The organism is Sandaracinus amylolyticus (assembly GCF_021631985.1).
In the GTDB taxonomy this organism is placed as follows: Bacteria; Myxococcota_A; Polyangia; order Polyangiales; family Sandaracinaceae; genus Sandaracinus; species Sandaracinus amylolyticus_A.
Genome location: NZ_CP070225.1, coordinates 4384335 through 4396326, shown reverse-complemented (window position 1 = coordinate 4396326; position 11992 = coordinate 4384335). Strand labels below are relative to the sequence as shown.

Genomic DNA, 11992 nt, shown 5'->3' with positions numbered 1-11992 from the left:
GAAAAGGCGCGAGAAAGACGGAGCACGGCGCAGGGGCCTTCCGGCCCCCGCACCGTGATCCTTTCAGCCGTGCTCGTGATTGCAGATCCCGGTCACTTCAGCGTGACCTTGGCGCCAGCCTCCTCGAGCTTCTTCTTCATGTCCTCGGCGTCGGCCTTCGACACGCCTTCCTTCACGACCTTCGGCGCGGCCTCGACGAGGTTCTTCGCGTCCGCCAGGCCGAGGCCCGTCAGCTCGCGAACGACCTTGATGACGTTGATCTTCTTGTCGCCGCCGCTGGTGAGCTCGACCGTGAACTCGGTCTGCTCCGCCACGGGGGCCGCCGCCGCCGCCGCCGGCGCCGCCGCGCCAGCAACGACCGCCGGGGCCGCCTTGACGCCCCACTTCTCCTCGAGCGCCTTGATGAGGCCAGCGACCTCCATCACGGTCCAGCTCGAGAGCTCATCGACCATCTTCTGCTGATCCATCGTCGCCATGTTGACCTTCTCTTCCTGCAATCACGCGCACTTGAGCAGGTGCGCAAATCTCATGTTCGGTTCGTTTCGGTGAGTTGGAGTATCGAGCGAATCGCTCGGGCTCAGCCGCCGCTGCTCTCTTCGAGCTGCTTGCGACGCGCCTCGAGCACGTAGACGAGGTTCTGCAGGGGGGCCTGCAGCTGCGCGACGAGGTTCTGCGCCGGCGCCTGGAGCGTCGCGAGGAGCATGGCGCGGAGCTCGTCCTTGCCAGGCATCGAGGCGAGCTGCTTCTCGACGTCACCGCCAGCCATGACGGCGTTGTCGAGAACCGCGGCCTTGACCTCGAGCTTCTCCTGCTTGTCGCCTTCCTTGCGGAAGTCGCGCACGACCTTCGCGGCCGTCGAGGGATCCTCGAACGAGAACGCGACCGCAGTCTCGCCGGCGAGGACCTTCCCGAGCTTGCCCTCGAGGGGCGTGCCCTTCAGGGCCTGCTCGACGAGCTTGTTCTTGACGACCTTGTACTCGACGCCCGCCTTGCGGAACTTCGAGCGCAGGTCCGTCACCGTGATCACGTCCATGCCCTTGAAGCCGAGGAACACGACGCTGGTCGCCTTGTCGAAGAGGCCCTTGACCTCGTCGACGACCTTCGCCTTGTCCTCACGGGCAGTGCTGGTTCCGTTGGCCATGATCACGCCTCCGCAGTCGCCTGCTCGACCGTCGCCGTGTCGACCTTGACGCCCGCGCCCATCGTGGTGCTGATGGTGATGCTGCGGAGGTAGGTGCCCTTGGCCGCCGACGGCTTCGCCTTCATCAGCGCAGCAATCAGTGCACGGGCATTCTCCTCGAGCTTGTCCGGCGAGAACGACTTCTTGCCGATCGGAGCGTGGACGATGCCACCTTCCTTCTCGGCGCGGAACTCGACCTTGCCGCCCTTGGCCTCCTTGACCGCCTTGGTGACGTCGAACGTCACGGTGCCGGTCTTGGGGTTGGGCATCAGACCACGCGGACCGAGCACACGACCGAGACGACCGACCTGACCCATCATGTCGGGCGTCGCGATCACCGTCTCGAAGTCGAGCCAGCCTTCCTGGACCTTGGCGACCAGGTCGTCGGCGCCGACGAAATCGGCTCCGGCCGCCTGGGCCTCCGTCGCCTTCTCGCCCTTTGCGAAGACCAGGACACGAACGGTCTTGCCGATGCCGTGGGGCAACACGGTTGCTCCACGAACCATCTGATCGGCGTGCTTCGGGTTGACCCCGAGCCTGACCGCGATGTCCACACTCTCGTCGAACTTGGCGAAGCTCGCCTTGGCGACGAGAGCGACGGCCTCCGGGAGGGCATAGCGACGATCACGATCGATCGACTCGATCGCGCTCTTGCGCTTTCTTCCCGTCTTCATCGCTCCTCCATTCGGCGGCCCCGACCCCATTGTCGGCGTTCCCGCCTCCCACCGACGCCGTCACTTCTCAGCGGCAGTGGTTCGATCACCGACGTTCCACCCAACCAGCGGGAAGGGTGTTGCGACGATGTCAGTCCGAACTCGAATCGTCGCTCGAGAGGGTCAGTCGACGACGTCGACGCCCATCGAGCGCGCGGTGCCCGCCAGCGAACGAACACACGCCTCGATCGACGCCGCGTTCGTGTCCTGGATCTTCTCCTGCGCGAGCTTCGTCAGCTGCGCGCGGGTGATCTTGCCGACCTTGTCCTTGTTGGGACGCGACGAACCGCTCGCCGGCTTCTTGCCGATCTTCAGCCCGAGCTCGCGCTTGATGAGCACCGAGGCCGGCGGCGTCTTGGTGATGAAGGTGAACGAGCGGTCGGAGAAGACCGTGATCACCACCGGGATGATCAGCCCTTCCTGCTTGTTCGTCCGCGCGTTGAACTCCTTGCAGAACTGCATGATGTTCACGCCGTGCTGACCGAGCGCGGGACCGACCGGGGGCGAGGGGTTCGCCTTGCCGGCAGGGAGCTGGAGCTTGATCTGACCAGTGACCTTCTTCATGGCTGCGTCCTGAAATCCCGCGCGCGCGGAGCGAAGCGACTCGAAACCGTCTGCTGGGCTCGTCGAGACCCAGCCTCAAACACCGCTACTGCGGTGCGGAAACCACCGTGGCAGCGCCGAGAGCAACGAGCACTCGACCGGCGACTGCCACTCTCGACTACTGCGTCTTCTCGACCTGCCCGTACTCGAGCTCGACCGGCGTCGCGCGGCCGAAGATCGAGACCAGCACCGTGACCTTCTGCTTCGCCGGGTTCACTTCCTGGACGGTGCCAGTGAAGTTCGCGAACGCGCCGTCGGTCACGCGCACGTGATCGCCGGTGTCGAACACGACGCGCGGCTTCGGCTTGGCCGCGCCCTCCGCGACCTGCTGGAAGATCGCGTTGATCTCACTCTCCGGGACCGGGCTGGGGTGACGACCACCCACGAACCCGCTGACCTTCGGCGTGTCCTTGACGAGGTGCCAAGTACGCTCGTTCAGGTCCATGTTCACGAACACGTACCCGGGATAGAAGGTCCGGCTGGACACGCGCTTCGTGCCGGTCTTCGTGGTGTCCTGGACGTTCTCCTTGGGGATCAGGATCTCCCCGAAGAACTCCTCCATCCCGTGCTGACGGACGCGCTCCTCGAGGGCGGACTTCACCTTGCCCTCGTAGCCCGAATACGCCTGCACCACGTACCACTTCTTGGCCATCGAAGCCCCACTCTCGCGCCGGCTGTCGAGGCGCCCTTCGTACTGCATGGGCCTCTCGCTTCGAGCGCGCCCCCGCTCGATCAGACGTTGTAGATGAGGTCGGTGAACGCCGACCAGAGCGCGTCGAAGACGCCGGTGTAGACCGCCGCGATGATCGAAGTGACGATCACGACGACCGTCGAGTAGTACGTCTCGTCGCGCGTCGGCCAGGTCACCTTGCTGAGCTCACCGACCACCTCGTGCGCGAGCTCGTTCACGCGCGGGTGACGGTAGAGCAGGAAGGCGCCCACGATGCCGACCAGCGCGGCCGCGCCGGAGACGATCGTCGGGTCGGGCTCCGCGAAGAAGCCCCACACGAACGTGATCAGCCGGTCCGAGAGGTAGAACGTGATCACCGCGGCCGCGATGAACGCGAACTGGACCCAGCGCTCGATGCCGAGGAGGCTGGTGACCGGGTTCGCCTCGTTCTCGGCGGCGGCCTCGGCGAGCTCGCGCTCCTCGCGCTCGATCGCGGCGGCCTCTCGGCGCGCGACGTCGTCGTCCGCGCTCGCCTCGTTCGGCTCCCCGGCCTCGCTCGAGGTGTCCTCGTCGCCGTCGCGCTCGAGGTCCTTGTCGTCTTCGTCCGCCATCCGTGTTCCAGCGTTCGTTTGATATCGACCCGTCGAGGTCAGGCCAGGAGGGATTCGAACCCCCAACCCTCGGATTTGGAATCCGGTGCTCTACCGTTGGAGCTACTGGCCTATTCTCGAGAGCCTCGTTTTCTTCGTCGAGGCTCTCGAACGGTCACTTCGACTCTCGATGAGTCGTGTGCTTCTCGCAGCGGGGACAGTACTTCTTGATTTCCAGACGCTCGGCCTGCTTCCGAGACTTCGTCGTCTGATAGTTGCGCGCGTCGCACTCGCTGCAGACGAGCGCGACGCGCACTCTGTCACCCATCTAGCGGGCTCCGATCACTCGATGATCTTCGTGATGACGCCGGCGCCGACGGTGCGGCCGCCCTCGCGGATCGCGAAGCGCTGCTGCTCCTCGAGCGCGACCGACGTGATGAGCTCGACGGTCATCGAGACGTTGTCGCCCGGCATGACCATCTTCACGTCCTCGGCGAGGTGGATCGTGCCGGTCACGTCCGTCGTCCGCATGTAGAACTGCGGGCGGTAGTTGGTGAAGAACGGCTTGTGACGGCCGCCCTCCTCCTTCTTCAGGACGTAGACCTCGGCGTTGAACTTCTTGTGCGTCTTCACCGAGCCGGGCTTCGCGAGCACCTGGCCGCGCTCGACGTCGTCCTTCTCGATGCCGCGCAGGAGGCAGCCGACGTTGTCGCCCGCCTGGCCCTGGTCGAGCAGCTTGCGGAACATCTCGACGCCGGTGACCGTGGTCTTGCGGGTGTCGCGGAAGCCGAGGATCTCGACTTCCTCGCCGACCTTGATCACACCGCGCTCGATGCGGCCCGTGACGACCGTGCCGCGGCCCTTGATCGAGAACACGTCCTCGATGGCCATCAGGAACGGCTTGTCGGTGTCGCGAACCGGCTCGGGGATCCACGCGTCGAGCGCGTTGAGCAGGTTGATGACGGTCTGCTCGCCCTCGGGATCGCCCTGCATGGCCTTGAGGGCCGAGCCGCGGACGACCGGCGCGTTGTCGCCGTCGAACTTGTACTTGTTGAGGAGGTCGCGGACCTCCATCTCGACGAGCTCGAGCAGGTCCGGGTCCTCGACCGCGTCGACCTTGTTGAGCCAGACGACGATCTTCGGCACGCCGACCTGACCCGCGAGGAGCACGTGCTCCTTCGTCTGCGGCATCGGGCCGTCGAGCGCGCTGACCACCAGGATCGCGCCGTCCATCTGGGCGGCGCCGGTGATCATGTTCTTGATGTAGTCGGCGTGACCGGGGCAGTCGACGTGCGCGTAGTGGCGCTTCTCCGACTCGTACTCGACGTGCGAGACCGCGATCGTCACGATCTTCGAGTCGTCGCGGACGGTGCCGCCCTTGGCGATGTCGGAGTACGAGATCTCCTTGCCGCCGAACTTCTTCGCCGCGACCTTCGTGATCGCCGCGGTCGTCGTGGTCTTGCCGTGATCGATGTGACCGATCGTGCCGACGTTGACGTGCGGCTTGGTCCGGACGAACTTTTCCTTCGCCATCGCGCCGTGCTCCTATTTTCTCTTATTCAGCGTGTGGGTCTCGAGCCCAGGATGAGAATCGAACTCACGACCTCCTCCTTACCAAGGAGGTGCTCTACCTCTGAGCTACCTGGGCGTACGGAACTGGGAATCTGCGAAGAACCGAGATTTTCAGAGAAGATTTCGCGGTAGGTGAGTCCGCGAACGATCGGACAGAGCGGGAGACCGGATTCGAACCGGCGACGTTCAGCTTGGAAGGCTGACGCTCTACCAACTGAGCTACTCCCGCGTAGCGAACGAGCGGGGATATGGAGAAGCGGACTGGAGGGTGGTGGATTCGAACCACCGAAGGCTGGCGCCGGCAGATTTACAGTCTGCTCCCTTTGGCCACTCGGGCAACCCTCCGGAATGTCTAGCGATTTCGTCTACGTCGTTCTGGGCAGCGTCGTTCGGGCTGGCGGTCTTTCGGGCTGGCGGTCGTTCCCGATCTGGAGGCGGTCAGTAGCAGCTCGTTCGCCCGAGGGGGAGAAGACAGTGAGAAAACGAGCCCGTCCAGCCAGCGTGTTCATCGAGAGAGACAGGGAATCGGGCTCGAGCTGACGGTGGGACTCGAACCCACGACCCCCTGTTTACAAAACAGGTGCTCTACCGATTGAGCTACGCCAGCACACCTTCCTGGTGCCCCGGAGAAGCGGAGCGGGCCGACACGGACTGCGGAGAACGGACCACTCCACCCGCGCGGGGAACGCGAGGGCGCGTTATGTACGGTGCCCTCGCAAAGCTGTCAAGCGAGATCGATGCACCCGGGTACGACGCTTGCTCGGATGCGCCGGCGGGGATCCCCAGATCCCGGGGATCATTGATGAACAGGGGCGCTCGAGGGGGCTGCCGCGGTGCTCGTCGAGGGGCGATCGGGGGTGTCCGAGGGCGATCCCAGAGCGCGCGCGGGCTCGGGCTCGGTGTCGGACAGGGGGCCTCCGAGCAGGAGCTGTCGGGCGCGGTCGAGCTCGGTGCGCGTGCGCTCGACCCAGTCGGACCGCACGCCGGTGCGCTCGACCATCAGGAGGGTCAGCTCCCAGTAGCGGATCGCGTGACGCACGAGCGGACGGACGCGATCGGCGAGCTGGCCGCGGTACTCGCGTCGGTAGATCTCGAGCGCGTCGCCGGTGAGAGGACGATCCGGGGGCGGCGGCGGGACCGGCGCTTCGGTGATCGCGCGATAGAGGTGCTCGTACATCGCTCCGATGCGGTAGCCCGCCGCCGCCGCCCAGCGGGCGTCGGTGTGCCGCATGGTGTCGAAGTACGCGCGCTGCGCATCGAGCAGGAGCTGGGCGCGACGGTCGAGCGTCTCGCGCTGTGTCACGACGTCGGAGTCCGGCAGCGCGAGCGCCTCCGAGCGGGTGCGGATCGTCTCGGCGAGCACGAAGTTCGCGGCGGCCGCGAAGTACTCGTCCGCGATGAGCTCCTCGCCCTGACGCGTGCGGTAGTAGGCGAGGGCGTCACGCGCCGCGCGCTCCGCGTCCTCGATCCGGCGCAGGCCGAAGAGGGCCTCGGCGCGGCGGGCCATCGCCTCGAGTCGCTCGTCGCTGCGGAGATCGTCGCGATCGAGGAGCAGCTCGGCGGAGTCGAGCGCCGGCTCCCAGCGCTCGAGCTCGACCAGCGCGGCCGTCATGAGGAAGCGCGCGTGCTTTGCGTCGGGGGCGTCGGGCACGCGCTCGAGCAGCATCGACCAGCGCTCCACTGCGCCTGCGAGATCCCCGGCGTCCTTCAGGCAGAGCCCGGCGTTGTAGAGCGCAGGAGAGAGGTAGCGGCTGCTCGGGAACTCGGCGACCACGCGGTCGTAGAGCTCGACCGCGGCCGCGCACTCGCCGCGCTGGCCGAGCTCGTATGCGCGCTGGAAGAGCTGGCTGGCGTCGTAGGAGTCGAGCTCGAGCTCACCGCCGCTGGTGTGGCGCGCGACGATGCGCGTCTCCTCGAGCTGCACCGCGGGACCGGTCGGGGCCGAGGTGCGGGCCGCGCCGCACGCGGCCAGCAGTGCGAACGAGGTGAGGGCGAGCAGCGCGCGCTTGATCATTCCGGCGGGGCCTCCGTCACGCGGGACAACGCGCGCACGGGAGAGTTCCTTGGCGCCTGAGCATGGGGCCGCGTGGAGCGGAACGGGAGCGTAACAGCGTAACAGGGTGTTGCGGTGCTCCGCCGTAACTCCGCGAGTCGAACGTTACGATCGGCGGCTCGGAGTTCTTCCCTCGTTCCGATTTCGTGAGTGATTTCGTGATCTATCAGTGCCCTGAGCGCGTGGCACGGCGGCTGCTCAAGGCGGCGGCGCGGCTCGACGGGGACGACGAGCTGCGACCCGGACGGGGCCGGCAGCCTCGGGCTTTCTCTGCGGATCACGAAGGACGGGACATGACCACGAATCGGTTCGAGACGGCGGCGAAGCAGGCGGAGACGTGGATCGACGACACCCTGCTCGCGCGGATGCTGCTGAAGGAGTCGCTCGCCTGGCGCGAGTTCCACCGCCGCTTCGATCGCTTGGTCTATCGCTGCATCCACAAGGTCACGAGCCGCTTCCCGGGCTCGCTCTCGAGCGAAGACGTGCGCGAGATCTACGCGCAGTTCCTCCTCGGGCTCACGCGCCGCGACATGCACAAGCTCCGCACGTTCGACGCGGAGCGCGGCAACAAGCTCAGCTCGTGGGTCGGCATGCTCGCGACGAACGCCGCGTGGGACTACCTGCGCACCGTCGCGCGCCAGCCGCAGTGCACCGAGCTCTCGGACGCGGAGAACGTCGGTGAGATCGAGGCCGATCCGTACACGCAGCTGCTCGACAAGGAGCGCTGGGGACGGATCGACGCGACGCTGCAGACCTTCTCGGCGAAGGATCGCACGTTCGTGCGCCTCTATTACATGGACGGCCTGACGCCCGAGGAGGTCGCCGAGGAGATGCACATCTCGGTGAAGACCGTCTATTCGAAGAAGCACAAGATCCGCTGCCGCCTCCAGCGCATGCTGCAGCCGATCGTCGATCACGCGGCCTGATGCCACCGCGAGGCACGAGCCGTATGCTCCGCGGCCGTGCCGCCGTCCTGGATCGGTCCTGCGCTCGCGATCATCGCCTATCTGGTGGGCTCGATCTCGTTCGCGCTGCTGATCGCACGACGCAAGGGCATCGACCTCTACGGTGAGGGAAGTGGGAACCCCGGTGCGACGAACGTCGGCCGGGTGATCGGGAAGAAGGAAGGACGTGTCGTCCTCCTGCTCGACGCGCTGAAGGGCGCGCTGCCGTACGGCGCGGCGCTGCTCGTGCTCGGTCGAGACGACGTGTGGACCGCGGTCTGCGGGGTGGCGGCGGTGGTCGGGCACTGCTTGCCGGTGTGGCATCGGTTCCGCGGCGGGAAGGGCGCGGCGACGGCAGCTGGGGTGATGCTGGTCGCGCAGCCGATCGCGGGGATCGCGGCGGTCGCCGGATACTTGGTGCTCAAACGAATCACACGGCGAGCGAGCGTGGGATCGCTCGTGGGCGCGGTGATCGGTGCGGCGATCGTGGTCGCGCTCGAGGGCGCGCGATCGATGGTCGGGATGATGACGATCGCGATCGCGATCGTCGTGTGGCTGCGGCACGCGGACAACCTGGTGCGCCTGGCGCGCGGCGAGGAGCCGCCGTCGTGATGCGTGCGCTGGGTGTGATCGCGGCGAGCGCGGTGCTCGTCGCGTGTGGGGGCGCGCCGCGGGCGGTGGTGCCACGCGCCGTGAGCTCGTCGGGGGACGAGCAGGTCGCGGCGATCGGGGACGCGTCGCTCTCGGTGATCGCGCGGCCCAGCGATGGGCGCACCTGGATGTCGCTGTGGATCGACGCGGGATCGCGCGATGTGGACCCGGCCGGGATCGCGACGGTCGCAGCGTGGGCGATCGCCGAAGGGCGCGGCATCGAGGCGCGCGTGATCCCCGACGGCACCGAGCTGCACGTCGGGTGCGAGAGCGCGCAGGTCGAGGCGTGCGTCGAGGCGCTCGCGGGCGCGCTCGGGGCGCGATCGATCGAGGAGCGTGCGCTCGACGCCGCGTTGGAGCGATTGCGCGCGACGCGGCGCGGGGCTCGCGCGGACGTCGCGCGTGCGGCCGATCGGCTCGCGATCGCGGCGCTCACCGGCGATGCGGCGGGGATGGATCCGCTCGGTGAGGCGAGCGCGGACGCGTCGATCACGCGGGCGGAGGTCGAGCGCTTCGTCGCGACGCACTACGGACCGGCGCGCGCGCTCTTCGTGGTGATCGGCGATGCCGACGAAGCGCGCGTGCGCGCGGCGATCGCCGATGCGCTCGTGCGTGCTCCCGCCGCGAGCGGGGTGCGCGCGGCGCGCGCGTTCGTGCCGAGCGTCGGCGCACGCGTCGACGTCGACGAGCAGAGCGCGACGAGCGTGGCGCTCGCGGTGAGCGACGTGCCGCGCGCCCTCGCGATCGCGCGGCGTGCGACGGCCGAGCTCGAAGGTGGCAGCGCGAGCGTGTTCCCGCTGCGCGGCGGCGAGATCGTGCTGTTGCGCGGGCGCGATGCCGACGAAGTGATCGCGGCCGCGACGTACGCACGGGCGCTCGGAGGAGAGCGCGTCGATGCGCTCGCGGAGGACGATCCGCGCTCGCTCGCGCGGCGCGTCGGCGCACGGTGGGTCGCACGCACGAGCGAGCGCGCCGAAGGAGGGCTCGGCGTCGGTGCGGTGATCGCCGGAGGGCGCGGCGATGCGAACGCCGACGATCCCGATGCGCGGATCCGCGACGAGGAGCGCACCCGCATCGAGGCGCTCGCGCGCGCGAGCGATGCCGCGGCGCGCGGTGAAGGGCTGACCGAAGAGGCGGACGCGGAGGGCACGTCGATCCGCGACGAGCACGGGACGCGCGTGGTCGTGCGTGCGGCGCCGATCGGACGCGTCGCGATCGCGGTGTCGATCGCGGGTGGCGTGCGCGACGAGCCGGCGCGGGTGCAGGGGCGCAGCGCGCTCCTCGCGCGGCTGCTCGCGCGCTGCGTCGACGCGCACGATGCCGAGGCGTGGGTCGATGCGAGCTCGTTCGGTGCGAGCGTGGAGGTCGCGCCCGTGCGCGCGCTCGATGCGGTCGAGAGCATCACTCGTTGCGTGCGCAGACTGGCGTGGAGCCCCGCGTCGCTCGAGGAGGTGCGCGCTCGCGCGATCGCCTCGCTCGACGGCGACAGCGAGCGGCTCGCGCGCGCCGCGTCGGTGCTCGTGCCGGGCGCGCCGGGGATGATCGCGCCGTCGGGGACGCTCGCCTCGCTCGCTGCGATCGATCCGCGATCGATCGAGCGCGCATGGGCGAGGCTCGCGACGCGGGGCGCGGTGACGGTCGCGATCGTCGGCGAGGTCGATGCGACGTCGATCGCGCGTGCGGCGATGCTCGGTCTGGTGTCGCTGCCGGCGCCCGAGAGCACGCGCGCGAGCGATGCGATCGCGAGCGTGGGCAGTGAGGAGATCGTCGCGGTGCGTTCGGTCGACGAGCGTGTCGAGGTGACGATCGCGCTTCGTGATCTCGCGCCGCGCGCGAGCGACGACGTGGGGGCGCGCGCGGCGCTCGATGCGTGGATCGCGGCGCTCGACGGGCCCGCGCTGCGCGTCGTGTGGGCGCGCTCGGGCTCGGGCGCGGAGGGCGCTTGGCTCGCGATCGCGGTGCGTGGTGACGAAGAGACGATCGCGGCGCTGCCTGCGCGTATCGATCGCGCCCGCGACGCGGCGCGCGCCCGGATCGACGAAGCGCTCGCGAGCGCGATCGGTGCGATGCGCGAGGTGCGCGCCCGAGACGTCGCGACCGCGCGCGCCCGGGCGCGTCGTCTCGCGCGGGCCGACGAGGATCGCGCGATCGACGAGAGCGCATCGTCGCGCACCGCGCGCGCGCTGATCGACGGTGCGCCGCGTTACGTGATCGCCCGTCCTCCCGCGGCCGAGGAACAGCGCGGGCGTTGACCCTCCGCCACGCGCGTGGCATACGCCCGCGCGTGCCGAATGAACGGCCATTCAGCGCGGGGGAAGAGGGCGAGGAGGAGGCCCCGCCCGCGCGCGCCACGAAGTCGCGGGGCAAGCGCGCCTCCGATCGCGGCGGTCCCGACAAGCGCGAGCGCATCCTGCGCGCCGCCATTCGCGTGTTCGCGCGCAAGGGCTTCTACGCCACGCGCGTCAGCGAGATCGCGAAGGCCGCGGGCGTCGCCGACGGCACCATCTACCTCTATTTCAAGAACAAGGACGACGTCCTCGTCTCGATCTTCGAGGACCGCATCTCGAAGCTCATCAAGGTGCTGCGCAGCGAGCTCGAGCAGGGCGGCACCTTCGACGAGAAGTTCCGGCGCGTGATCGAGCTGCAGCTCGGTCTGCTCGAAGGTCAGCGCGACCTCGCGGAGGTCGTGACGGTGAACCTGCGGCAGTCGTCGCGATTGCTGAAGCAGTACGCGACGCCGCTCTTCACCGAGTACCTCGAGGTGATCGCGGGGCTCGTCGCGCAGGGACAACGAGAAGGGGTCGTTCGTCCCGATCTGAATCCGCGCATCCTCGCGCGCGCATTGTGGGGCGCGCTCGATGGTGTCGCGGTGACTTGGGCGCTCGGTGGAGGAGGCGAATCGGGCCAGCTCCATCGCGCTGCGTCGCAGGTTGCGAGCGTGTTTCTAGAGGGTGTTCGCCGCAACGCAGACCGTGCTTGACACACTGCGTCGTGGCTTCTACATCGCCGCTGGTTT

Annotated in this window: 13 protein-coding genes and 5 tRNA genes; 4 read left to right on the top strand and 14 right to left on the bottom strand. The window is 68.3% G+C overall.

What is annotated here, in order from left to right; all coding sequences use genetic code 11:
• Window positions 1–92: 92 nt before the first annotated feature.
• The 14 genes from rplL to I5071_RS18550 all read right to left on the bottom strand — a co-directional run bounded on the left by rplL (window position 93) and on the right by I5071_RS18550 (window position 7342).
• The gene (rplL, locus tag I5071_RS18615) at window positions 93–467 is read right to left on the bottom strand and encodes a 50S ribosomal protein L7/L12 (protein WP_329611182.1); all 375 of its coding nucleotides are present in this window, start codon (window positions 465–467) and stop codon (window positions 93–95) included.
• A gap of 110 nt (window positions 468–577) precedes the next feature.
• Complete coding sequence (gene rplJ / locus I5071_RS18610; protein ID WP_236606814.1) at window positions 578–1141, bottom strand: 50S ribosomal protein L10; 564 nt, start codon at window positions 1139–1141, stop codon at window positions 578–580.
• 2 nt (window positions 1142–1143) lie between these two features.
• Window positions 1144–1854, bottom strand: a complete 711-nt coding sequence (gene rplA, locus I5071_RS18605) for a 50S ribosomal protein L1 (RefSeq protein ID WP_053232784.1) — start codon at window positions 1852–1854, stop codon at window positions 1144–1146.
• A gap of 162 nt (window positions 1855–2016) precedes the next feature.
• Entirely contained in the window at window positions 2017–2457 is a 441-nt protein-coding gene (gene rplK / locus I5071_RS18600) for a 50S ribosomal protein L11 (protein WP_236606813.1), read from the bottom strand.
• Between the two features lie 157 nt (window positions 2458–2614).
• Window positions 2615–3148 (bottom strand): transcription termination/antitermination protein NusG, encoded by a 534-nt coding sequence (nusG, locus tag I5071_RS18595; RefSeq protein WP_053238792.1) that lies wholly within the window; start codon window positions 3146–3148, stop codon window positions 2615–2617.
• An 80-nt stretch (window positions 3149–3228) separates the two neighbouring features.
• The gene (gene secE / locus I5071_RS18590) at window positions 3229–3777 is read right to left on the bottom strand and encodes a preprotein translocase subunit SecE (RefSeq protein WP_236606812.1); all 549 of its coding nucleotides are present in this window, start codon (window positions 3775–3777) and stop codon (window positions 3229–3231) included.
• A gap of 39 nt (window positions 3778–3816) precedes the next feature.
• Window positions 3817–3889 (bottom strand) — tRNA-Trp (locus tag I5071_RS18585).
• Between the two features lie 42 nt (window positions 3890–3931).
• Window positions 3932–4084 (bottom strand): 50S ribosomal protein L33, encoded by a 153-nt coding sequence (gene rpmG, locus I5071_RS18580; protein ID WP_053232790.1) that lies wholly within the window; start codon window positions 4082–4084, stop codon window positions 3932–3934.
• A 14-nt stretch (window positions 4085–4098) separates the two neighbouring features.
• Window positions 4099–5289, bottom strand: a complete 1191-nt coding sequence (gene tuf / locus I5071_RS18575) for an elongation factor Tu (RefSeq protein ID WP_053232793.1) — start codon at window positions 5287–5289, stop codon at window positions 4099–4101.
• 43 nt (window positions 5290–5332) lie between these two features.
• A tRNA-Thr gene (locus tag I5071_RS18570) sits at window positions 5333–5404 on the bottom strand.
• Between the two features lie 80 nt (window positions 5405–5484).
• A tRNA-Gly gene (locus I5071_RS18565) sits at window positions 5485–5557 on the bottom strand.
• Window positions 5558–5590: 33 nt separating this feature from the next.
• Window positions 5591–5673: transfer RNA gene (locus tag I5071_RS18560), tRNA-Tyr, on the bottom strand.
• Between the two features lie 189 nt (window positions 5674–5862).
• Window positions 5863–5935 (bottom strand) — tRNA-Thr (locus tag I5071_RS18555).
• Between the two features lie 189 nt (window positions 5936–6124).
• Window positions 6125–7342 carry a tetratricopeptide repeat protein gene (locus tag I5071_RS18550; protein WP_236606811.1) on the bottom strand — a complete coding sequence of 406 codons (1218 nt, stop codon included), beginning with the start codon at window positions 7340–7342 and terminating at the stop codon, window positions 6125–6127.
• A 332-nt stretch (window positions 7343–7674) separates the two neighbouring features.
• Between I5071_RS18550 and I5071_RS18545 the strand changes: the two genes are divergently transcribed.
• The 4 genes from I5071_RS18545 to I5071_RS18530 are packed head-to-tail and all read left to right on the top strand — an operon-like array spanning window position 7675 to window position 11956.
• Window positions 7675–8307 (top strand): RNA polymerase sigma factor, encoded by a 633-nt coding sequence (locus I5071_RS18545; protein WP_236606810.1) that lies wholly within the window; start codon window positions 7675–7677, stop codon window positions 8305–8307.
• Between the two features lie 36 nt (window positions 8308–8343).
• Entirely contained in the window at window positions 8344–8937 is a 594-nt protein-coding gene (plsY, locus tag I5071_RS18540; protein WP_236606809.1) for a glycerol-3-phosphate 1-O-acyltransferase PlsY, read from the top strand.
• Window positions 8934–11228 carry a hypothetical protein gene (locus I5071_RS18535; RefSeq protein ID WP_236606808.1) on the top strand — a complete coding sequence of 765 codons (2295 nt, stop codon included), beginning with the start codon at window positions 8934–8936 and terminating at the stop codon, window positions 11226–11228. Before plsY ends, I5071_RS18535 begins: the two co-directional genes overlap by 4 nt.
• Before the next feature lie 32 nt (window positions 11229–11260).
• Complete coding sequence (locus I5071_RS18530) at window positions 11261–11956, top strand: TetR/AcrR family transcriptional regulator (protein ID WP_236606807.1); 696 nt, start codon at window positions 11261–11263, stop codon at window positions 11954–11956.
• Window positions 11957–11992 lie beyond the last annotated feature (36 nt).